The organism is Natronincola ferrireducens (assembly GCF_900100845.1).
GTDB lineage: Bacteria > Bacillota > Clostridia > Peptostreptococcales > Natronincolaceae > Natronincola_B > Natronincola_B ferrireducens.
Window position 1 is genome coordinate 158,738 of sequence record NZ_FNFP01000003.1, and the last position, 24,221, is coordinate 182,958.

At 35.4% G+C, this 24,221-nt stretch carries 20 protein-coding genes; 19 read left to right on the forward strand and 1 reads right to left on the reverse strand.

The window, feature by feature from the left end; all coding sequences use genetic code 11:
* Window position 1 precedes the first annotated feature (1 nt).
* The 6 genes from BLS22_RS09060 (at window position 2) to BLS22_RS09085 (ending at window position 8,169) form a co-directional block, all read left to right on the forward strand.
* Entirely contained in the window at window positions 2–1,336 is a 1,335-nt protein-coding gene (locus tag BLS22_RS09060) for a purine-cytosine permease family protein (RefSeq protein ID WP_090553423.1), read from the forward strand.
* A gap of 26 nt (window positions 1,337–1,362) precedes the next feature.
* The gene (gene pepD, locus BLS22_RS09065) at window positions 1,363–2,781 is read left to right on the forward strand and encodes a beta-Ala-His dipeptidase (RefSeq protein WP_090553424.1); all 1,419 of its coding nucleotides are present in this window, start codon (window positions 1,363–1,365) and stop codon (window positions 2,779–2,781) included.
* 55 nt (window positions 2,782–2,836) lie between these two features.
* Window positions 2,837–4,084 (forward strand): MFS transporter, encoded by a 1,248-nt coding sequence (locus BLS22_RS09070; RefSeq protein WP_280139571.1) that lies wholly within the window; start codon window positions 2,837–2,839, stop codon window positions 4,082–4,084.
* 458 nt (window positions 4,085–4,542) lie between these two features.
* Entirely contained in the window at window positions 4,543–5,517 is a 975-nt protein-coding gene (locus tag BLS22_RS09075) for an AAA family ATPase (RefSeq protein WP_090553426.1), read from the forward strand.
* Window positions 5,514–6,821: a DUF58 domain-containing protein gene (locus BLS22_RS15685; protein ID WP_090553427.1), complete on the forward strand. Its 1,308-nt coding sequence runs from the start codon at window positions 5,514–5,516 to the stop codon at window positions 6,819–6,821. The genes BLS22_RS09075 and BLS22_RS15685 overlap by 4 nt, the downstream gene beginning before the upstream one ends.
* Window positions 6,814–8,169 carry a hypothetical protein gene (locus BLS22_RS09085; RefSeq protein ID WP_090553428.1) on the forward strand — a complete coding sequence of 452 codons (1,356 nt, stop codon included), beginning with the start codon at window positions 6,814–6,816 and terminating at the stop codon, window positions 8,167–8,169. The genes BLS22_RS15685 and BLS22_RS09085 overlap by 8 nt, the downstream gene beginning before the upstream one ends.
* Before the next feature lie 337 nt (window positions 8,170–8,506).
* Here BLS22_RS09085 and BLS22_RS09090 read toward each other — a convergent pair whose 3' ends face one another.
* Window positions 8,507–10,054, reverse strand: coding sequence for a Na+/H+ antiporter NhaC family protein (locus BLS22_RS09090; protein WP_090553429.1), 1,548 nt, complete (start codon window positions 10,052–10,054; stop codon window positions 8,507–8,509).
* A 793-nt stretch (window positions 10,055–10,847) separates the two neighbouring features.
* Here BLS22_RS09090 and BLS22_RS15505 point away from each other — a divergent pair.
* The 13 genes from BLS22_RS15505 to BLS22_RS09150 all read left to right on the forward strand — a co-directional run bounded on the left by BLS22_RS15505 (window position 10,848) and on the right by BLS22_RS09150 (window position 24,111).
* Window positions 10,848–10,976: a hypothetical protein gene (locus BLS22_RS15505; RefSeq protein ID WP_280139566.1), complete on the forward strand. Its 129-nt coding sequence runs from the start codon at window positions 10,848–10,850 to the stop codon at window positions 10,974–10,976.
* Window position 10,977: 1 nt separating this feature from the next.
* Window positions 10,978–12,447 (forward strand): sodium:solute symporter family protein, encoded by a 1,470-nt coding sequence (locus tag BLS22_RS09100; protein WP_090553431.1) that lies wholly within the window; start codon window positions 10,978–10,980, stop codon window positions 12,445–12,447.
* A gap of 98 nt (window positions 12,448–12,545) precedes the next feature.
* Window positions 12,546–14,315, forward strand: a complete 1,770-nt coding sequence (locus tag BLS22_RS09105; RefSeq protein ID WP_090553432.1) for a sensor histidine kinase — start codon at window positions 12,546–12,548, stop codon at window positions 14,313–14,315.
* Between the two features lie 30 nt (window positions 14,316–14,345).
* On the forward strand, window positions 14,346–15,734 hold the full coding sequence (locus tag BLS22_RS09110; protein ID WP_090553433.1) for a sigma-54-dependent transcriptional regulator: 1,389 nt from the start codon (window positions 14,346–14,348) through the stop codon (window positions 15,732–15,734).
* Between the two features lie 218 nt (window positions 15,735–15,952).
* Entirely contained in the window at window positions 15,953–16,723 is a 771-nt protein-coding gene (locus BLS22_RS09115) for a LamB/YcsF family protein (protein ID WP_090553434.1), read from the forward strand.
* Between the two features lie 17 nt (window positions 16,724–16,740).
* Window positions 16,741–17,943, forward strand: coding sequence for an NRAMP family divalent metal transporter (locus tag BLS22_RS09120; RefSeq protein WP_090553435.1), 1,203 nt, complete (start codon window positions 16,741–16,743; stop codon window positions 17,941–17,943).
* Window positions 17,944–18,037: 94 nt separating this feature from the next.
* Window positions 18,038–18,793 (forward strand): 5-oxoprolinase subunit PxpB, encoded by a 756-nt coding sequence (gene pxpB, locus BLS22_RS09125; RefSeq protein WP_090553436.1) that lies wholly within the window; start codon window positions 18,038–18,040, stop codon window positions 18,791–18,793.
* Entirely contained in the window at window positions 18,780–19,811 is a 1,032-nt protein-coding gene (locus tag BLS22_RS09130) for a 5-oxoprolinase subunit C family protein (RefSeq protein WP_090553437.1), read from the forward strand. The genes pxpB and BLS22_RS09130 overlap by 14 nt, the downstream gene beginning before the upstream one ends.
* Before the next feature lie 392 nt (window positions 19,812–20,203).
* On the forward strand, window positions 20,204–21,382 hold the full coding sequence (locus BLS22_RS09135) for a M20 metallopeptidase family protein (protein WP_090553438.1): 1,179 nt from the start codon (window positions 20,204–20,206) through the stop codon (window positions 21,380–21,382).
* A gap of 15 nt (window positions 21,383–21,397) precedes the next feature.
* Window positions 21,398–21,529 (forward strand): alanine racemase, encoded by a 132-nt coding sequence (locus BLS22_RS14855; protein ID WP_143011271.1) that lies wholly within the window; start codon window positions 21,398–21,400, stop codon window positions 21,527–21,529.
* Window positions 21,530–21,765: 236 nt separating this feature from the next.
* Window positions 21,766–22,257, forward strand: coding sequence for a YheC/YheD family protein (locus tag BLS22_RS09140; RefSeq protein WP_143011272.1), 492 nt, complete (start codon window positions 21,766–21,768; stop codon window positions 22,255–22,257).
* Between the two features lie 301 nt (window positions 22,258–22,558).
* Window positions 22,559–23,758, forward strand: coding sequence for a DEAD/DEAH box helicase (locus tag BLS22_RS09145; RefSeq protein WP_090553440.1), 1,200 nt, complete (start codon window positions 22,559–22,561; stop codon window positions 23,756–23,758).
* A 26-nt stretch (window positions 23,759–23,784) separates the two neighbouring features.
* The gene (locus BLS22_RS09150; protein ID WP_090553441.1) at window positions 23,785–24,111 is read left to right on the forward strand and encodes a DUF1904 domain-containing protein; all 327 of its coding nucleotides are present in this window, start codon (window positions 23,785–23,787) and stop codon (window positions 24,109–24,111) included.
* The last annotated feature ends 110 nt before the right edge of the window (window positions 24,112–24,221 follow it).

Sequence of the window (24,221 nt, forward strand, 5' to 3'; positions counted from 1 at the left end):
CATGGAAAAAACTTTAAAAGAGAAGGGATCATTAGAAGAAAAATATAATGATTACGAAAAAACACCAGTTCCAGAACATGCTAGGAAAACATGGATTGAGCAAGGTATGGTTTGGCTAGGAGAAGGCTTTGGCTTAAGTGGTCTTGCAGTAGGTGGTGTGTTGGCAAATGGCTTATCTTTTAAAGATATGTGCATTGTAAGTGTTATAGGATCTTTTATTGTTTTTTTACTAGCTACAATATGTGCTTTTGTAAGTACTCACACACATCTTCCAACATCTTTTAATTGCCGTAGATCGTTTGGAACTATAGGGGCCAAGATTATAGGTATTATATTTTGCATCTGTAATTTTGGGTGGTATGCATTTCAAGCGGACTTGTTTGGAAATACAATATCATTCGTAGTGGAACAATTAAGTGGGAGTATAATTCCCCCAGTCATTTTTACTATTATTGGGGGTTTGGCAATGTCTATGACGGCGGTGTTTGGGTTTAAAGCAATTAAAATACTAAGTGAAGTTGGAGTACCGCTACTATTTATTCTTTGTATTACTGCTGTTGTAAAAACCGGTGCAATAGTTCCTGTAGGAGATATAGTAAGTTCTGGGCCCATCGGTTCCCCAATCAGTATCTCCTCAGGAATAACAATAGTTATAAGCTCTTTTGCAGTCGGTATTGCAATGATGGGTGATTTTAGCCGCTTTTGTAAAACCCGTAAAGATTGTGCCATTGGTATTAGTTTAGGATATTTTTGGGGATATATTCCAGTTATGATGTGTGGTGCTTTTTTCACATATGCATTTAAAAATTGGAATGTAGTTGAAGTTATGGTGCTTACATTAGGACTTGGAGTATTTGGTGCACTTGTACTTGTTATTGGTCAGTGGACTACAAATGATAATAATCTCTATGGAAGTGTGTTGGGATTAATGAACACTCTAGACGGCGTTTCAAGCATACCAAGAATGAAGTTGACATTGATTTTAGGTGCTATCAGCACAGCAATTGCAGCATTCGGAGTATATAAATATTTTGTAAACTTTTTATCAATACTGGGTGTATTCATTACACCTATTGCAGGTGTTTTAATTGCAGATTTTTATATCTGTAACAGAAAGAGCTATGATGAAGATTGGTCTACAGTTCATTCCGGTATCAAGTGGGATGCAATAATAGCATGGATAATTTCTTCTTTTGTGGGTCTTACCATGACTACAAAACCTATTGGTTTTGGATGGTTTGTGGATTTTGGTAATATCATTCCAGTTCCTATTATTTGTATCGTTGTAGCTATTGTGTTTTACATTGCTGGTCAGAAAGTAAAAAGAACCGTATAAAAAAATAGGAAGATATAGGAGGCTATATGGACGCAGAAAGAGCATTTTATTATTTTAATGAAATATCTAAAATACCAAGAGTGTCTTTTGAAGAAAAGAAAATAGCTGATTATTTAGTGGAGCAAGGGGAAAGAATGGGGCTTGAAGTTATTCGGGACAAAGAGAATAATGTAATCTTAAAAAAACCAGCAAATAGAATAGATAGTCCTGTTGTTGTTTTACAGGCACATACAGATATGGTATGGCAATCAGAAAATCCAGAGAAAACTCTAGAAAAAATACCATACAATATTCATATAAAAAATGGGAAAATGTGTGCCGATGGAACAACGCTTGGAGCGGATGATGGGATTGGAGTTGCTTTGATGCTGGCCCTTCTAGAAAGCAACCAAAAAAACTATCCTGCTTTAGAGGCTATATTTACTGCAAATGAAGAGGAAACCATGGGGGGAGCCCTTGCTATTAGGAAAGAAAATGTAACTGGTAAATATATGATTAATCTAGATAGTGAGAAAGAAGGAGTTTTTACAATAGGATCAGCTGGTGGTATTTCTTCCCTCTGCAAGTTGCCGGTGCAGAGTAAGAATTCTACAAAGTATAAAACAGTTACAATAATGGTAACAGGTTGTATTGGAGGACACTCGGGTTTAGAGATTAACAGAAAACATGAAAATGCAATCAAAATATTGGTACGTTTGCTTAGAACTTTATCTAAAGATTCCTTTGAACTGAAATCTATTGAAGGAGGCAGCCGCTCTAATGCTATTCCAGAATGGGCAACTGCAGTTGTCAATACGGATTCAGTAGAAATATTAGAAAAACAAATAACAGATTTTATGAAAACCTGTGAAAATGAATGGTGTAATGAGGAAAAAAAGCTATCCATATCAATAAAACAGATGGAGTACAGTTGTGTTGTGTATGAGGACGGGTTCAAGGAAAGATTACTTTTCATTTTAGAAAATCTTCCCCATGGTGTCTATAGTAGAACCGAAGATTTTGTATGTTCTTCAGTAAATTTAGCTATTGTTAGAGAAATTGAAAAGCATATTACAATAGAACTTTCTTTACGTTCTTCTTATGAATCATGGTATAGGGATGAAGTAAAAAAGATTGACAGGTTGATTGAGTATTTTGGGGGAGAGTCAGAGGAAAAGGATGAATACCCTGCTTGGATGTATAAGAAAGATTCGGGGCTTACAAAGATATTTTTAGATACCTATGATGAACTGTATGGTGAAGAAGCTGAATGTGAGAATGTCCATGCTGGGCTAGAATGTGGCATTATCATGAGAAATTGTCCTTCAGTGAAGGATGCTATATCAATAGGTCCTACTATTTTAAATGCCCATACTGTATTTGAAACACTAGATATAGAATCTGTAAATAAAGTATATGCTTTGTTAGATAAAGTTTTGCAGAAAATCAATGTAATGAAAAATTAATCAAATATAAGCGGTGCGAAAGGAGATCATTATGAATACAAAATTCAAAAAATACATGATTATAATAGCACTTGGTTTAGCAGGGGGGTCTATTTATTTCTTACCATATATAAAATATGTTTTTTATGATGCACATATATTCTCTATGAATATTAACAATACTCAGTCAGGACTTTTAATGACTATATATACAATTGGCAATATGATTTTATATATTCCAGGAGGAATTTTGGCGGATAAGGTTTCTCCTAGAAAAGCACTTGTATATTCATGCCTGGGAACTGCTGCATTGGTATTTTTATATGCATTCAGTATGGAGAATTTTACGGTATCAATACTTATTTGGATGGGTCTTGCATTTAGTACCGGATTTGTTGTATGGTCTGCATTGTTAAAAACGGTAAGAATTATTGGAACGGAACAGGAACAGGGATTCTTATATGGCCTTTATTATGCTTGTAATGGAATTGCAGCGGCGGTTGTAAATGTACTTGCAGTATTAGTTTATCAGACGGGTGGAGATATGAAAACAGGATATTTTCGCGCATGTATTTTTGGTGGATTAGTACCTATTATAGTAGCAGCTATACTAATGATTGTACTAAAAGAAGAAGATTGCAATAGCTCAGTCGATGACAATGAACCCAAGTTTCGTGTTAGTGATTTAACCAAATTATTAAAAACTCCAATAGTATGGATTATATCTATAATCATGTTTTGTGGATACGGCTATTATATGAGTACATCTTATTTTAATCCATATTTAACGGAAGTATATGGAATTTCTGTTGTTGACTCTGGATTTCTTTCAGCAGTAAGAACTTACCTTCTTTTATTATTAGCTCCAGTTGGAGGATTAATAGCAGATAAATGCTTCAAATCTACGAGTAAATGGCTTTGTACAGCATTCATTATTTTAGCCGGTTTATTTGGGATGGTGCTAATTTTACCAGCAAACATTAATTCAACATTGATTAGTATTTATACATTGATTCCTGGGGCGGTGGCCATGATGACATATGGAGTTATTTCTTCTATCATTCCAGAAGTAGGAATTCCAAAGGCTATGACTGGTACAGCAATTGGTATTGTTTCCATAGTTGGATATATGCCGGATGCAATATATTCCATGATGTTTGGAAACTGGATGGATAAGTATCAAAGCGCAGGATACAATATGATTTTTGGATTTTTAGCTATAACAGGTATTTTAGCCGCTATATTGTCATTTGTTGTTTTAAGATATACTAAAAAACATACAATTCAAAGTGAAGAGTTACTGACCAGTGGGTCTGAACAGTAATAGATAGTGGTAATCATACAAAACTTACTGAAAACGTTATCTTTAAATAGAGCATATTTATAGCCTCCATAGGTTTTGAGAAAAGGGAGAATTAACACAATTCTCCCTTTTCTAAGGTAGTGTAAAACAATCTGTGCTTAAGTAAAAATAAAGCTCCTTTCTGACGAGAATTAGAAAATAATTCAAAATCATAAAGGAGTATTTTTATGGGTAAATAATAGAAGTCAGTAGGAAGCATGCTGAAGAGGTCATTTATTTAATGTCTTACAATAAAATCATATTATGAATACTAAGTAAAAGATTTTGAATTGTTAATATAAAAGAAATATATGGGTGTGATATAATAAAAAAGTATCTAAAGCTACGGGAGGAAAACAATTTAGTTTTTGTCGTTATATAGATATTTATAAACAATAAGATAGAATAATGCCAATGACAATACTATAGGAGGAAGATAAATGAATAGAAATGATAATAACCAGAATGTATTAAGTTACCAACTAGATGAATTATGGGAGGAAATGGGGAAGGTTATAGTTGGAAGAAAAAAAGAATTGAAACTAATATTAGCCGCTTTGCTAAGTGAAGGACATGTTTTGTTAGAGGATCTTCCAGGAACAGGGAAAACCACAATGGTCAAAGCATTTTCCAAAGGACTGGATTGTTTGTTTTCACGAATTCAGTGTACACCAGATTTACTCCCTTCGGATGTTTTAGGTGCTTCAATATTTAACCCTAAAACCAATGAATTTCATTTAAGAAAAGGGCCGGTTTTTACAAATATATTATTAGTTGATGAAATCAACCGAACATTACCCCGTACTCAATCAAGTTTATTAGAATGTATGGAGGAAAGACAAGTTTCTATTGAAGGAAAAACCCATATGCTATCTAGTCCCTTTATTGTATTAGCTACACAAAATCCTATAGAAATGGAAGGTACTTTCTCACTTCCTGAAGCTCAGTTGGACAGATTTTTGATGAAATTGAAGTTAGGATATCCAACTCAGGAAGAAGAAACTCAAATACTGGAACGGGTGGGGGATGAAATTCCCTACGAAGATATAAATAGCAAGTTTAACCCTGAGAAAATTCAACAACTGCAAAAACAATGTAAGGATGTTAATATCCATTCTTCTATCCTAGAATATATCACAGTGTTAGCCAATGAAACCCGGATCCATCCTCTTATTTCCATTGGAGTAAGCCCTAGAGCAAGTAAAGCCCTCTATAAAGTTATTAAAGCATGGGCACTATTAAATAATCGGGATTATGTCATTCCAGATGATGTAAAAGAAATGGTTAAACCTGTGTGGAATCATCGGTTAATTCTAAAAACAGAAGCACATATGAATAATATTGAATCAGAAGATATTCTAGAGGAGATTCTGAAAAAAACTGATGTACCCCGTGAAAAGGTAGTTTGTCTATGAGCAAAGAAGAACTATCACTAAAAAATAATTATGAAGACGACGAAGAAAAACCACAATCTTTAGAAACTAGCATATTGTTTGAACGCCATGGCATTTGGGTGTTGGTGGGATTTTTATTAATAGCTATATGGTATAGATTCCTACCATTAGCTGTTGTAAGCATATTTTTAGGGCTTTTATTTATTATTATCACAGCATGGAAAAATAGGTCGCTGATGGGTATGAAGCCAACTTTACAGCTGTCAAAATCAAGAGTATTTACTGATGAGGAATTTGTAATAGATGGGTCCCTTTATAATGATAAATGGCTGCCATTAATATGGATTGAATGGAGTTTTTTAAAAAATGAAGGGATTTGTTTAGGCCATGATGACGAGGAGTCATATACTATTCGTTTTTTATGGTTACTTTGGTTTCAAAAAGTTAAATGGACATTAAAGGGTAAAGCTCTTCGTAGAGGGGTTTACGATATTGGACAAGTTATACTCCGCTCAGGAGATGGATTTCGTTTTGGTGAGATAGAAGAACTACATAACTTAGATAAAAAGTTATATGTATATCCCAAATTATTATCCGTATGGGTACCTAGTTATCGTTCTTCAATGCAGTGGGGTGTAAAAGGGAAGCAAGGTGGATTTATAGAAGATCCTCTTTTAGTTAATGGAATCAGGGAATACCAAGCAGGAGATGAGCTAAGAAGATTTAATTGGAGGGCCACCTCAAGAACTGGAAAACTACAGGTGAATATATATCAGCCCATCGTTATAGAACAACTGATTATTTATATCGATGTTGAAGGCTTTGGGATTGATGAAAAAGCATATGAAGATCCAATTGAGCAAAGAGCATATGTATCTAAGAAAAGGGAAGCCTTTGAAAGATTTCTTTCGATTATTGCCTCTGTGGCTGTGAAGTATAAGGAACAAGGAATTTCAATTGGTTTTACCAGCAATGGTCTCAACTATAGGGGGGAAAAAATGTCCAGCATTCCACCCAGTATAGATTTAGCTCTATTCTTAGATCAACTAGCTCAAATTACCCAAAGGGTAGGAGTTAAAAAAATGAAACCATTAGATGAACTTCTCCATAAGGGGCGGATGTGTATTCCTTTATATATTTTTTGTCATCATGTTACTGAAGATCATTATAGTAGATATCAACAACATAAACATAAGCTTTCAGAGGTACGTTTCTATTATAATCATGAAACAGAATACACTAAAAAATTAGCCCCCATAGTAAAACCAATAGATACATTTCTTTCATCCTTGGATTCATCTGGAAAGGAGTCTAATTATGCATAAGGTAAAAGAATTATATAAATCCTTTATCATGATGTTTAGTGAAGTCATATGGATCTATTATACAATTGTTATGTTTACTAGTATTGAGTGGAATGAGCCGGCTTTTTTTAATGCAACATGGTTTGTAATAGCCGGAATAATGGGATATACTTTAAACGTTTTGTTAGCAAAGAGAAGCAATCACATACTTTTATTTTTAGGAAATGTTTTGGTCGTAGGATTGATAATGATACAGAACTGGAAAAGTGTAGTTCCGGAAGGATTTTGGATATTTGGACTTGTGGTAAGTATAGGGGTTAGCTTTATTTTTATTAGAAGTACTAGATTGGTCTATCGACTACCTACACGTCTAGAAATATTACGTCGTTTTGAAGGAAGTGTTATTTATTATATTATTTTTGCACTGATATTTACTACAAATAAGTGGAGCAACAATATATTTCATCTTTTTTTTACATTAGCAATCATCGGTAGTTTAATGGGAATGGTATTAACATTGCAGAATCACGAAGATGTTGAAGGTAATCAAAAAACCCAAATAATAAAAGTTGGACAATCAGGGTGGTTTGCAGGAGTGGTAAGTCTTCTATTAATTTCTATACCACTTCTTTCATTGACTTTACTACTACCATCAATAAATAGGACACTATCTACCTTTGGGATGGGTGTTTTGGAAGGTTTAAAGTGGATAGCTCTTAAAATCGGTAGATTTTTAGGTTGGTTATTTAGTCTATTACCTGATCCCCAAATGGAAGCAACACCCCAGATGCCCCTTGAACCAATAGCGATGCCATCTGATCCTGTGGAAGATTCCCTTATTTCCATACCTTACATATGGATTATAGGGATAGGCGCAATTTTATCAATTGTAATTGCCATGTGGTTTTTTACAAAATTAAACATAAACAGGAAACTCCCAAAGAGTATAAAACCAAAGGATATAATCATTAGCAAAGAACCCTGGTGGATAAAACTTAAAAGGACTTTGAAAACCTATTTACAACACTTAAAATTGAAATGGTGCATGAGTTTTTCTTGTTATTACCACCATATTATCTATTGGAATTATCATCAAGTATTAAAATGGGGGAAAAAGAAGGGTCTCCAAAAGATGAAATCAGAAACCTCTCAAGAATATGTAAAAAAAATAATAGCACATATACCTGAAAAAGAAAAAAACTTTAGTCATAAGGGGCAAAGCTATCATTTATCCCAACTGTTGGAGGGGCTAAATAGAGATTATCAGGCTACTTACTATGGTTCAAAAGTAGAAATGTCTCCAAAACCAGAGTATAAGCTTTTAATAAATCACCTACAGGGTATTTGTCTTAAAGGAAAAGATCTGTAGTGAAGGAACCAGAAGGAACTGGAGGGCAGGCCTCCCAAAAAAGGATTGTTATTTTATAGTGCTTTATACTAAATAAAACCAATATTTTCAAGCAATATGATGTGTTTATAAAGTTGGGGTTAACGGTAGTGTAAAACAATCTGTGCTTAAGTAAAAATAAATCCCCCTTTCTAGATTAGTAAATAATTCTAATTAGAAAGGGGGATTTTTATGGGTGGATTACCAAGAGAAGTATTAAGAGAAATGATAGCAGGAGGAAATTTATACATCTTTTAAATTTTTTAGCATTATTTCTTGTCAGAATGGAATCATTCTTTTCCTTAAAGCACCAAGTTATTTATACCCCTTTAGATTTTGATATTTCCTCTAAAGTTAAGTTGGGTATTTTTGTTCCACTTATCTTGGAAGCAACCATTAAAATAACTACCATAAGTCCTATAGCAAAAAGTAGAGTAGCTACACTACCGGTTAAACCAGCTATAGCGTAGGCCATTAAACTAGCAGCAGCATTTATTAGGGCATAGGGCACTTGTGTTTTGACGTGGTCAACATGATCACATCCTGCACCGGTTGAAGCTAAAATAGTTGTATCGGATATAGGAGAACAATGATCTCCAAACAATCCACCGGAAAGTACAGCTCCAATACTGGCATACATAGGAGCTCCTAAGGAATGAGCCATTGGTATGGCGATGGGGATTAATATTGCAAAGGTTCCCCATGATGATCCAGTAGAAAAGGACATGATTGCTCCAGCAATAAATATTATACTAGGTATTGCCCAAGAAGGTATGGTGTTTTGTGAGATTTCTACAATATAATTTGCAGTACCCATTCCTTTAATAACGGAACTTAAGGACCACGCTAGAACTAATATAATAGCAACTGTCATCATTTTCTGCATGCCTTTAATATAAGTATCAAAAGCCTCATCAACTTTCTTGACTTTGTAATATACCATCATCCCCATCAGAACCAGTGCTGCTAAAAAATAACCAGTAGTCAGTGCTGTTCTAAATACCCCTCCTGGTACCGGTTGAAGTGGAAATCCTTTAGGGATTAAAAGACCAAACAATGTAACCAATAGAACCAATATAGGTAGCCAAACTAAGACAGCTTTACTATTATGATGGACTTCTATCCTTGAATCTGATTGACGTAAAAGCTTTGCTCCTGGCCAGAAGGTCTCCCCTGTTTCCTGGGTTCTTTTTTCTGCCTTTGCCATTGGTCCAAATTCTATACCCGTAAAAGCCACCAAGGGTACCATGAGTATAGCTAGTATTGGATAGAACTGAAAGGGTATGGCACGAACAAATGCAGTCCAATCAGATTCAAGGATATTTAAAACTTCATATTCTCTTTGTATCAATCCCATAACATATACTCCCCAACCTATGAAAGGTACCAATACACATACAGGAGATGCTGTAGAATCTATAATCCAAGCCAGCTTTTCTCTAGATATTCTAATTTTATCCGTAATAGGTTCAAATATAGGTCCTATAATAAGAGGTGTTCCTAAATCTGAAAAGAATATACCAATTCCCCCTAGCCAAGCTGATAACTGAGCTTTTGCCCTTGTGTTAATGTACTTAGATACACTTTTAGCAAATGCCACAGCTCCACCTGAGGATTCAATCAAGGTGACAAACCCTCCAATAAACACTAATAAAACCAGTACGCCTGCATTATAGCTGTCCGTCAGTTGAACAAATAAGTAGTCTTGTACCATGGTAGTAATTCCTGTAATAGGGTTTCCACCTACTAATACCAAGATACCGGCTAACCCCCCAAGAAAAAGCGAAACTATAACATTTTTTGTAATGATAGATAATGCAATTGCCAGTATGGGTGGTAATAATGATAAAATTCCCATGTGTTCCATAATGCAATTCCCCCTTTTATAAATAGAATCTATATAAATGAATACCGTTATAATCATACAATAACACAAATAATTATGCAACATTTTTTTATAAATATTTAATTAGATCTGATGACTGTCACCAATAATTTACCAAGGGATAACCGGTGGACGAAGTTGGCTTGGGAGATAGCTTAAAGCATAAACGCCCCCAACTATCCAGTGGAGAGCAGCAAAGGGTGATATCTGTTGTAAGTCTAATAGGGACTAAATCTTTTTTAAAACTATGGATTTGAAACAGTCATTAGTTTTGAAGCCATTAAGATATCCGTAATGGTAGCCTTAGGCTCAAGATTGTTATTTGGTGTATATCCAGCTATATCGGTATCATCTGTACCACTGGTGGGAGCTTTAAGAAGATAATAGATAGTAACAACAATAAAAGCAAAATTTTTTACCCTTATAGAAGGAGGAATTTTGCTTTTAACTATCTCTACAGGTTTATAAAGTCTCCTATTTCCTCTAAAAATACTACTTCAACAAAGGTACTCTCTACCTTTCTATAGCTCTTTTTTGTTGAGTTTATCCACCCATAACGGTCTAGTTCTTTATAGGGTAGGTGAATTGCTGCAATTCTTTTGGGGTTGATATAGTTTTTAACTATTTGTCTGCCCCTTGGAATACCCAATGATTTTAAAAGCTAAGCAAACCACAGATCTACAAATAAAGAAGGAAACGTGTCAAAGTTTGTAGAATATTAAAAATAAAGAAATAAGAAATATTGTGGAACTAGAAAATGAAGGAGGATGGCCGGATGAACTTGGTTTTGGGTGTAATAGGATTACCATTAAAAACGGTAGGGATTGTAGGAGGGCTTTTTGTTATATCTGCTTTGGCACCTTCTATTTTGGCTATTCTATTGAAATATAAGAAGGTGTGGTAGGATGAATAAATCCATTATTTATTTAATTAATTTTACCCTATACAGCATTATTTTACTTTTCTTTGGGAAGGGTGGATTTAAAAGGACAAAAAACACACGAGACTTTTTCATAGCGGTAAACAGCTTGGGTTTGTCGGCTAGTATTTTTACCTTTAGTGCAACCTGGTTTAGCGCGGCATCCATGCAGGGGCTTACGGGTTCAGTATATGCTTACGGATATAGTATTATTTTATATGCAGTTGTACCTTGGTTTGTTGGGGCAACCTTTCTTGTGCTGTTAGCTACGAGACTTAAAAACTATGATATTATCACTGTGCCACAATATTTTAAAATCCGATATGATAGTAAGTGGCTACAGGCCATGGGTGGGTTTGTTATTGTGATTACATATATACTCTATATGATTATTCAAGTCCGTGGCTTTGGAATTGTTATTTCTGAATTTCTAGATATCAATTATACCTTTGCTATTGTGTTAGTATATTTATTTGTAATCTATACTACCTTTGGAGGTTTATTTTCGGTGGCTAAGACCGATGCCTTTAACTTCATTTTAATTATTACGGGTACGATATTAGCAGCAATGCTTGTTCTAAAGGGTGTGAATGGTCTTGCATTTATGCATCATGAAGCTATTGTTGTTAACACGCGACCTTTTCCATCCTTTCCCCATGTAACTGCAAAAGGTGCCTTGTTAGATCCTTTTTCAAAGGGTGCCCTGCCTCCTTTTTTTATCTTTGCATCTTTTTTTGGTTGGGGATTAGGATTAGCCACAAACCCCCAGTATGCAATACGAATTACATCTGCTAAAGATAAAGGGACTGCTATTAAAATGATCTGTTATTCTGTGCTAATTCTTGCTTTTTTATATTTAGGACTAATTATTATTGGGATTGGAGGACGGGTTTTAATACCAACCATTGATTCTATTTATTCAGTAGATGAGGTATTTCCCTACTTGATTAACAATGTCATATACTCTCCCTTTAGTGGGATTATATTAATTTCCATTATGGCAGCCGCAATCTCTACTGCAAATTCTCAATTGTTGGTGGCGGCCAGTGGTTTTAGTTTTGATATCTATAAAAACCTGATCAATCCCAATGTAGAGGATGATAAGCTTTTGACCATGAACCGAATTTTTATTTTTGTTGCAGGAACCATTTCATTGGTGATGTCTTTAAATCCTCCAGCTAGTCTGCTGATTTATGGCGGCTATATTTGGGGTGTTTTTTCAGTAACCTTTCTATTACCTCTTTATGGAGGACTGTTCTGGGAAAAAGCAACGAAGGAAGGGGCAATCTGGTCCTTTATTGGGGGGTTGATCATACTAATAGTTTTCATGGTAAGAAATCATGTATTTTTTAGTACCAGCGATACATTAATACACCCAGCTTTGCCTGGGGTGGTGGGGGCCACAGCAATTTTTTACACTGTCAGTAGATATTTCTACTATACATCAAAGGAATAGTTAAAGCCCTCTGTTTATGAACACGTATTAAAATATAGAGAAGGTTTACAAATCACCTCGGATCAATAACTTCTAAAAAAACAAGAGGAGAAATTATCGTGAGATTTGATATAGAAAACAAAATCCTAATTCCATTTATGATTGTATTAGTTCTCTCCATTGTTACCTTGGGAATGGTTTCCTATTGGAATGGTTATCAATTGTTATTGACCAATGAAATTCAAAATCGATACTATCACCTAGAGGAAATTATTCTACATATTGAGGACATTCATTTGCAAGTCCTTGAAGGAAGGCTAAGTCTTGGAGAAGCCAAATTAAAAGTAATTCAGTTTTATAGTCAGACAACGAGAGAAGGATTATTTATTGCTAGAGGGGATGAAATACTGTTAGATCAATTTAACATTGAAGAGGGATGGGATGAAATACTGTTAACGATGACAGTGTCAAATAAAAATGAACCTATCCAATTTGAAAATAGTGTCTTTGTATATCACATCAATCAGGAGTGGGACTGGATAATTGGCTACGGTATGCGGAAGGATTTATTTTCACAGGAGGTTTTGGAGACACAAAAATATATGATTTTACTATCGATTGTTTCTTTAATGTTCTCAATACAGGCGGCTATTTTCATTGCCCACAATATTTCAAAGCCTATAAAGCTTCTGGCAGATTTATGTGACAAAATTAGCTTAGGAACTCCACAGGAGAAAATAACAATTAAAAGAAATGATGAAATTGGTATGTTAGCCCAAGCTTTTAACAATATGATGGATAAGCTTCAACTAAATACTGCTAAATTGATAGAGATGACAAAACTGAATGAAGATATTCTTAGAAATATTTCTACAGGTATTATTACTACTGATCAGGAAGGAACTATTACCTCATTAAACCCGGCAGCAGAAGGGATTTTTAATAGTGTTCAAAGGGAAGAAACCCAGAACCTAGCACTAAGGGAGAGGCTTCAGCGTCAGATTGGGGAGACACTAACATCAGGAAAAAGCATCAATCATATTCATGTCTTTGAAGATGATACAGAAGGTAGCAAAATATATGTGGATGTGATGACATCTTTGCTTAAGGGGGAGACGGGAAAGATAAGTGGTGCTATTTGTAATTTTAGAGATATTACTGAGCGAAAACGTATTGAAAACAACATGGAAACGCTAGATAGGCTTACATCTATGGGCCAATTGGCAGCTGGAATGGCCCATGAGATTCGAAATCCTTTAGCTGGCATGAAGACCAGTGTACAGGTTTTACAAAAAAGACTACTGAATGAAAATGAAGCTTCAAACAAAAAATTATTCGATGGTCTATTATTTGAAATTGATAGAATAAATCAACTTATTACTGATTTGCTTAACTTTGCTAAACCCAAGAGACCCCGCTATGAAGTAGTCAATATAAAGGACATATTGGAGCGATCTTTAGATTTAAACAATAAAGGAGAAATAAAGAAAAATATCAAGATAGATATCGTAGATTACTCAGAAGAATTATTGTGTTTTGTAGATGGAGATCAAATTCAGCAGATCTTTTTAAACATTGTTAAAAATGCCATCAATGCCTTAGCTGATAAAGGAACATTAACAATTATATTAGAGGGGTGTCAAGAAAACCATAAAGAATTTGCAGCAATAAAATTTCAAGACGATGGTTGTGGTATTTCACCTGAAAATATTGAGAGAATATTTGATCCCTTCTATACTACGAATCCTCAAGGAACGGGACTAGGACTTTCGGTTGTCTATGAGCTCGTTAAAGAAAACAAGGGGATTATTCAAGTAAGTAGTCGCGTTAATAAGGGGACTGAGTTTAAGCTAACTTTTCCTCTACACCAAATAAATGAAGCTATCTAATCAAAATTCCCCTTAGGAGGAGGCTAAAAAATGAGAAAGAAAATATTGATTATAGATGATGAAGAAATGATTAGAATTTCTCTTAAAGAAGGCCTGATGGATCTAGGCTATGAAGTGGATACTGCAAAGGATGGCCAAGAGGGATTAGGGAAGGTAGACGGATTTAAACCCCATGCCATATTCCTTGATATTCGTTTACCGGATATAAATGGTCTGCAACTAATAAAGTCTATTAAAGAAGTAGATAAGGATGTAGAGGTGGTGATTATGACTGCCTACGGAGATGTAAAGACGGCGGTTACATCCATAAAAAGTGGTGCTTTTGATTATATCCATAAACCCTTTGATTTAGAAGAAATGAATATTATTTTAATCCGCTTGTTTGATAACCTCACATTACAGAAGAAAATTTATTTGCTAGAAAAAGAAAAATTATCTAAAAATCATGCTATTTTAGGAGACCATCAGTCCATACAGGAGGTTTTAAGAAAGGTAGCCATTTTATCCGACAGTGATGATGTAACTGTGCTAATACGGGGAGAGACTGGGACAGGAAAAGAGGTAGTAGCTTCAGCAATCCATGAAAACAGTTGTCGCAAAGATGCTCCCATGTTAAAAATCAATTGTGCTGCCATACCGACTCAACTGATGGAGAGTGAACTGTTTGGACATGAAAAAAATGCCTTTACTGGTGCGATAGCTAGAAAAAAGGGTTTAGTGGAAATCGCCGATGGTGGGACTATTTTCTTAGATGAAATTGGAGAATTGCATTATGATATGCAGACGAAGCTTTTACGTTTTCTTGAAGAACGAAAATTCAAAAGAGTAGGTGGACTTGAGGATATTGAAGTAGATATTAGAATAATTGCTGCCACCAATAAAAATCTTGAAGAGGCTATTAAACAGAAGGAATTTAGAGAAGATTTATACTATCGGTTAAATGTAGTACCTGTAGAGTTGCCGCCTTTGAGGGAGAGGGGAGAGGATATTCTTCTTTTAGCAAATCATTACTTAAAGATCTATAGTAAAAAATTCAATAAAAGCATTTTAGACTTTACAGAAGAAGCCAAGGAAAAGCTTATGACCTACCCTTGGAAAGGGAATGTTAGGGAGTTGATCAATGTTATCGAAAGAATGGTCATATTGATTGATGATACTTATATTCGATGTCATCATATACCCTCTGAAATCAGAGGTGAAGAAAAAAGATCCTATGATGGTGAAGGATATAGGCAAGAGGATGGATCTCAGCTTATTCCTGAAGGATTTTCCTTAGAAGGCCTTGTCAAAAGGGTAGAAAAAAAGTACATTAAAGCAGCTCTAGAGATTAGCAATAAAAATCATTCCAAAGCGGCAGAATTATTGGGCATAAGTCGATTTGCCTTAAAACGAAAAATAGAAAAATATTTTCATGAATAAAAGGAGAGCGAAATTGCAGTTTTAGAGCGAAATCGCTCTTTTGTTTGTGCGAAAACGATCATATTTTTTGTGGAAATAATAGAAAACTTGGAAAATACACAAAATTATTTTAGGAAATATTGGACTCGTTCTTGCTTTATATCATATTAGAAGAAATCCTATAATCAATTGTAATTGGATTGTGGAATTTTGGGACAAAAAATTTGGAGGTGAAGGTTATGTATAAAGTAGATCTAAATAGTGATATTGGTGAAAGCTATGGTGCCTACAAGCTAGGGATGGATGAAGAGGTTGTTGAGTATATCACTTCTGCCAACATTGCCTGTGGATGGCACGCAGGGGACCCCCTTGTGATGGAAAAAACGGTGGAGGCAGCAGCAGAAAATAATGTGGCTATAGGTGCCCACCCAGGATTTCCTGATTTAATGGGATTTGGTAGAAGAAATATGGTGATTACTCCCCAAGAAGCGAAGAGCTATACGATTTATCAGTTGGGAGCATTATGGGCCTTTGCAAAGGCACGGGGGCTAGAACTACAGCATGTTAAACCCCATGGAGCACTATACAATATGGCGGCCAAGGATGCTGCTTTAGCGGGTGCTATTGCGGAAGCAATTTGGCAGGTGGATAAAAACATCATTCTTGTTGGACTAGCCAATAGCAGGTTGACAGAAGCTGGAGAAGAGAAGGGTCTTAAGGTAGCCCATGAAGTCTTTGCTGATAGGGCATATAACCCAGATGGTTCCCTTGTGGCTAGAAGTAATCCGGGAGCAGTAATTCATGATACTGACAGGGCGGTAGCAAGGGTAGTAAGGATGGTGAAGGAAGGAAAAGTAGAGGCGATTAACGGTGAGGATGTAGAAATCAAAGCCCATACCATCTGTGTTCATGGTGACAACCAACATGCATTAGAATTTGTAAATAAAATTAAAGAAGCTTTGTTGAAGGAAGAGATTAAAGTAGAATCTATGAGAAACTTTATTAGATAAAGAGGGGGTTAACAAAAATGGCGATAAAACAAGAAAAGAACAAAAATATTGGTGTGTTACTGGGGGCTGCCTTTATTATGGCTACATCAGCCATAGGGCCAGGATTCTTAACACAAACAGCACAATTTACTCAGGATCACGCAGCAAATTTTGCTTTTGTTGTTTTAGTATCGATTATACTGAATATTATTGTTCAGGTGAATGTATGGAGAATAATTTGTGTTTCTGGTATGCGGGGACAGGATATTGCCAATAAAATAGTACCTGGTATGGGGTATTTGCTAGCTGGGCTGGTTGCCTTAGGGGGTCTAGCATTTAATATCGGAAATGTTGGAGGGGCTGCTTTAGGTTTAAACGTTTTAACAGGATTAGATATTAAGTTTGGTACAATTATTGCGGGAATCTTTGGGGTTCTTATATTTGTCTCAAAGGATGCGGGATCCATGATAGATCGTGTTACAAAGGTGTTGGGTGGAATTATGATAGCAATGGTTGCTTATGTTGCAATTACCAGCAATCCCCCTGTACAGGAAACCATTATAAAAAGCGTTGCACCTGATAATTATGGAATATTAATATTCCCAATTATTACACTACTAGGTGGTACAGTAGGAGGGTACATTACGTTTGCGGGTGCCCATAGACTGATAGATGCTGGTGTAACGGGTAAAGAAAATTTGGATCAAATCACAAAAAGTTCAGTTATGGGTGTTGGTATTGCTTCAATTATGCGGATCTTTTTTTTCTTAGCTATTTTAGGCGTAGTGGCAAGAGGTATACAACTAGATCCTTCAAATCCAGCAGCTTCTGCTTTCTTACATGGTGCAGGGCAAATAGGCTATAAATTCTTTGGTTTTGTACTACTGGCTGCTGGTTTAACTTCTGTAATTGGTGCAGCCTATACATCGGTTTCCTTTTTAAAAACCTTAAATACAACAATTGTAAAGTATGAAAAATATTTTATTATCGGGTTTATTACTGTATCTACTATTATTATGGCCTTTGTGGGAAGACCAGCAAGACTTCTTATATTAGCAGGTTCGTTAAATGGATTGATTTTACCTATTACCTTGGGAACTGTTCTTTTGGCTTCCAGACGGAAAGATATTATAGGGGATTATAAGCATCCTACTTGGTTAATTGTCTTTGGTATTCTTACAGTTATCCTTTCAGCCTATGCGGGAATTAATTCCCTGCAAAATATTAAAAATCTTTTTTAATATATATTTTTTAAACTATTGAAGAAAGCAATACAGATGAAGAACTCTAGAAGGACTTAAATTGAAGTATTCTTAAATGATGGAGGAATCCTTTATGTATGATAAAATAAAGTATCTCATAGCAGGAGATAGAGCTTTAGTTATGGAGTTTGGCAATTGCATATCAGAAGAAATAAATGAAAAAATTAGAGCTATGACGATAGCTATAGAAATGAAAAATATTAAAGGTATTGTAGAAGTAGTTCCTACCTATAGATCTTTGATGATTCATTATAATCCTTTGACTATAGAATATACTGTGTTATTGAGGACAATGCAGGCACTGGAGGAAGAATTGAAAAGTATTGAACTGCCGGCACCTCGAGTTATAGAAATTCCTACCCTTTACGGGGGAGATTACGGACCAGATATTGATACGGTGGCAAAACATAATGAATTGACTGTTGAAGAAGTGGTTCGAATCCACACATCAGGAGAGTACCTGATTTATATGTTGGGATTTACCCCAGGCTTTCCTTATTTAGGAGGAATGGACACAAAAATTGCAACTCCTAGACTGGAATCTCCTAGAACTAAGATCAAGGGTGGTTCTGTTGGCATAGCCGGCAGTCAGACGGGTATTTACTCCATTGACAGCCCAGGGGGATGGCAGTTAATAGGTTGGACGCCTGTAAAGCTTTACGATGAAAATGCAGAAAAACCTATTTTGTTAAAGGCAGGAAATTATATCAAGTTTAAGGAGATAGATGAAGAGGAATATCGCCGGATTGAACCCTCTATAAAGGACAGAACCTATGAATGCAAATCCTATCCTAAAGGGCAAGGGGGTGGAAATATTGGGCAAAATTAAAGTTTTTAAAGCTGGTTTATTGACACTGGTTCAGGATCAAGGTAGAAACGGATACCAGCAATATGGAGTACCTGTGTCTGGGGTAATGGATAATTTTGCTTATAGAATTGCCAATATTTTGGTGGGAAATCATGAGGAAGCAGCTGTAATAGAAGCAACCCTTGTGGGTCCAGGTATTGAATTTCTTGATGAAGGGGTTATTGCAATTACCGGTGGAAACTTATCTCCTGAAGTGAATGGAAAGCCTATACCTATGGGAAAAAGTGTTTTTGTCAAATCAGGAGATAGGCTAGATTTCAAAGCTATTAAAGCAGGTTGTAGAAGTTACATTGCATTTGCTGGCGGCATTGATGTACCTGCTATTATGGGCAGTAAGTCAACCTATACCCGTGGCAATATAGGGGGCTATGAAGGTCGAGGGTTAAAGGTAGGGGATGTAATCACTTTAGCTAGCCCCCACAAACCCTTAAAGGAACTGGTAGGCAAATGGATCCAACAGGAACTATATAGCTACACCAATACTGTGGAGGTAAGGGTAGTGGCAGGCCCACAGGAGGATGCATTTACTCAGGAAGGAATAGCAACCTTTTATAACACTGAATATACTGTAACCAATGAATGTGATCGGATGGGCTATAGGCTGTCGGGTAAAGGGATTCAGCATAAAGAGGGTAGCGATATTATATCCGATGGTATTGCCATGGGGGCTATTCAGGTTCCCGGACATGGTATGCCGATTATTATGATGGCAGATCGCCAAACAACAGGAGGATATACGAAAATAGCCAATGTTATTACTGTAGACTTCCCTAAAATTGCTCAAGCCAAGCCGGGGGATAAAATTATATTTAAAAAGGTCGCCGTTGAGGAGGCCCACAGTTTGTTAAAAGAAGTAGAGGAAAAAATTGCTCAATATAAACGGCAGTCGATAGGGAGAGAAGTCATCAAAACAAGAGAATTTCATCTAAAAATAAACGGAAAGGCCTATGACGTAATGGTTGATGAAATAAAATCATAATAATGTATAAAACCAAAAGATCCTAATCATAGGATCTTTTGGTTTTATACAACACTTAGTCAGTTTTAAATCGAAATCGGCGTCAAAGCTGATGAGGACGAGACTGTTTATCCACAACCATGTCAATAGTATCGGTTGTAAAAAGTTGAAATAATATATTTTTATATAAATTACTAACTTTTGGATTGATTGTTAGAATAAGAATATGTTTTATGTCCATTTAGATCACCTAATTTTATTATTATATAAAATACTTGTGTCATTGAGCGTACTAACATTATATCATAAAGGAGGATCAAATGTTATTTAATGGTTGACATAATGATTGCAAATACAATTAAGGGAGTCAACATAAATCAATGAATCATATATAGATTGGAGGAAGATGTAGGATGAGAGAAGGCATTATAAATATGGTGGATGAGGTATTCAAGGAAATTGTAGAAATAAGGAGAGATTTTCATCGATATCCTGAGCTTAGTGAACAGGAAATCAGAACATCCCAGAAGATCTGTGAGCATCTTGAATCCTTCGGAATAGAATATGAGAAGGGTATTGCCCAAACAGGGGTTGTAGGAATTATTCGGGGAGCAAAACCTGGCAAAACTGTGGCGATTCGTGCAGATATAGATGCTCTACCTGTTACTGAAAATAATGATATACCTTATAAGTCAGTAAATGAGGGGGTAATGCATGCCTGTGGTCACGATCTACATGCTAGTATTCTCCTGGGAGCGGCAAAACTACTAAAGTCTATGGAATCTCAGCTTAAAGGGAATGTAAAGTTTTTTTTTCAACCAGCTGAAGAAACCGTAGGGGGGGCAAAACCAATGGTAGAGGAGGGTTGTATGAAAAATCCAGATGTGGACTATATCATAGGCCTTCATGTGATGCCCTATATGCCTACTGGATGGATTGAAGTACGTCGTGGAAAACTGAATGCTGCATCTAATGAATTTTATGTTAAGGTAAAAGGTGTTTCTAGCCATGGAGCATATCCTGAAAAATCTGTAGACAGTCTTTTGACTGCCTGCAACATAGTAAATGCTCTTCAGACCATTGTTAGCAGAAATACTTCGCCACTGAATTCCGTTGTCCTATCTGTTGGAAAATTCAATGCAGGTACCTGTAACAACATTATACCAGGAGAGGCCACTTTTTCTGGTATATTTAGAACTTTAGATCCTCTTACAAGACAGCAGACAAAGGATAGAATCCAAGAAATTTGTGAAAACACAGCAAAGGCATACGGTGCATCGGTAGAAGTACGTATTGAAGATGGCTATGCATTCCTCATTAATGATGATGATGTTCTGGATGTTATTATTTCCTCCGCAGAAGATCTTATAGGGGAGGAACGTATTCAGTATAAGGAATATCCAAGTCTTGGAGTAGAAGACTTTTCATTCTTTAATGAAGTGGCAAAAGGTGCTTTTTTCCATTTGGGATGTGGTTTTAAAGGGGAGGAAAATCCACCGCTTCATAATGATCAGTTTCTTCCAGATGAAACCTGCATGAAATACGGAATTGCCTTGGAAGTAATGAGTGTATTAAAGCTTTTAGAAAGATAAATAGGAGGTGTGTAAATGGAGCCAATATTGAGGGATACAATTATAGAAATAGATTTAGATAGAATTGCACATAATGTCACAAAAATCAGGGAAATGGTAGGTAAAAATGTGGCTGTAGCAGCTGTAGTAAAAACAAATCAAGTTTAAAAAATATAGACTTTTAATTTCTATAATTTTGGGATATTCTATTTTTTGCAGGGTAGAAAATTTTAAGAATGCTAGAGCTTTGGGGCAAAGCAAGTCCTATATATATTTGGTGTAGTTTCCCCCCTATAACTCCGTTAAAACATCCAAGTATTTTTAGTGTGCTTTATAAGTGAAGGTGCAGCCATCACGAACACCCATATAGATACCTCCTTACCATATAATCATCTAAATTTATAGTGTTTTCAGTTAGTTACAATCTTTATCTAGAGTTGGAACGATGCCAGACAAGGGGACATCATATTCTCCAACGAAAAATTCAATTAGCTACTATTGATAATCATCCCTTTGATTTGCGGGTTATGGTACAAAGAGAAATAAATTCATCTTTGTGGCAGGTAACTGGCAAAATTGCTGGAGTAGCTGCTAAGGAATTTTGTATTACCAATGCCATTAAAGAAGTATTGTCTGTAGAGAAGGCTATTGAAGCTTCTATATTGGCAAAGGTATTGCAACAAGATATAGCAGTTAAAATCGATAGACTAGCCCTATTAACAGCAGTATATTTGGAGGAGTACTATCGCAAGTTCTACTCTATGGCAATTGATAGGGGAATAGATAATGGTGGAGAAGTGTGGATTATTGAAGTTAATTTAGATCCAAACATTTCTCTTTTGAGTAGATTGGAAGATGGATCAATGTATGAAAGGATGAAAGATAAAAAAATATAAATAAGAAGAATTCTTAGTAAAAGAGTTGGGGAAAATGAAAATAATTTAATAATTAAAGGAGATTAAGGAATTAAATGTTCTAAAGCCAGTTTTATGTTATTATTAAACAATTATTAAGATTATTAGATGGCAATAGTCTTATTTAGTATAATTTATGATAATATATATTAAGTAGACGAAAGAATTTGTACAGTATATAAAAATCGATTAACTTTAGCCCTATAGAGTTTCACCTATGGGGTAAGGAGATAATACAAAAAAGCAATGGGTTAGTAGACCTGTTAAAAGGAGAATTTTAATTGTGAGCAAAAAATTTGAAGAATTTAACCTTAAACAATTTATAGTAGAAAATCTTGAGACGGAGGGTATTAACAACCCTACCGAGATACAAGCTAATTCTATTCCCCATATTCTAGAGGATAAGGATGTGGTAGGTAAAGCTAAAACAGGAACAGGAAAAACCTTGGCCTATTTAATACCAATGATAGAAAAAATCATCCCTGAGAAGAAAGAACTTCAAATGCTTGTATTGGCTCCCAGTAGAGAGCTTAGCCTTCAAATTCATAGAGAAGCAGAGGGCGTTGTTAAAAATACAAATATTACTGCAATGCCATTGGTTGAAGGAATGGATATTAATCGGCAGCTAGACAAATTAAAAAACAAGCCTCAGCTTATTATAGCCACACCTGGAAGATTAGTGCATATTATCGGATTAAAAAAGATAAAGATGCATGGGGTAAAGATGATAGCCTTAGACGAAGTTGATCAAATGCTGGAGCAAGGACTACAGGAAAAAGTACATGCAGTGATTAATACTACACTGAAGGATAGACAGTTGGTAAGCTTTTCTGCTACCCTTTCAAAGGAGGCTTTAAGTATTCTTCAGTCATTAATGAAAAAGCCTCAATACATATCTTTAGATAATGCTAAGCCGGTCCCATCAAAAATTAAACACTTATATATAGTAAGTAAGGCATCAAAGAAAACGGAAACTCTAGCAGAGCTTATGGAGGTATTGAAGTCACCTAAGTCATTGGTTTTTATCAATAAAAATGAAAATGTAGATAGATTTGTAAAGGAATTAAAATCCTTTGGGTTATCTGTTGAAGGTATACAAACCAGGACTAAAAATCAGGATCGTCAACATATTTTAGCTACTTTTAATAAGGGTGAGCTTAAGACTTTAGTTACAACAGATCTATTTACTAGAGGAATGGATTTCAGAAATGTATCCCATATATTCAATATGGATTTACCTCTAAATTCCACAGATTACCTCCATAGGGCTGGTCGTACAGGTAGGATTGATAAAGAGGGTGTAGTGTACAATATTGTGAGGGATCGAGAAAAGTTCATAATGTATAAAATGATGAAGGGTTTAAATATAGAGGTGAAACCAGTTAGTATATTGAATGGAAAGATTACAGCCGTTGAAGAAATTATACATGGCAAAAAAACATTAAAAAACACAAAAAATCCTAGGACAGATGTGAGGAGATAAATATATATAAATTTGGAGGGATAAAAATGCCACAGATTAAAGTTAGAGGAATAGCTCCTGAAGAGTTATGCAAAATTGATCTTCCTATGGTAGATAAATTAACAGAAATTGTCGGTTGTCCTAGAGACTATTTTGAAATTGAATATATTCAATCTGTTGCCATAAGAAATGGCAAAATAGATGAAGTGTATCCTTTCATTGAAGTAGCGTGGTTTGACAGAGGGCAAGAAATACAAGATCAAGTTGCAAAGACTATATATGACTTTGTTCAACAAATCGGAATAAAAAATTTGGATATTGCTTTTATATACTTTGAAAAAAATAATTATTATGAAAATGGAGAGCATTTTTAAAAAATAGCTTATAGAGTTAAAAAAACAGGGACAGGCTCTCTGTCCCAGAATTGCTTTATACACCTAATTAAGAGTCAAGAAAATATAAATCTACAAGCAAGAAAAAACAA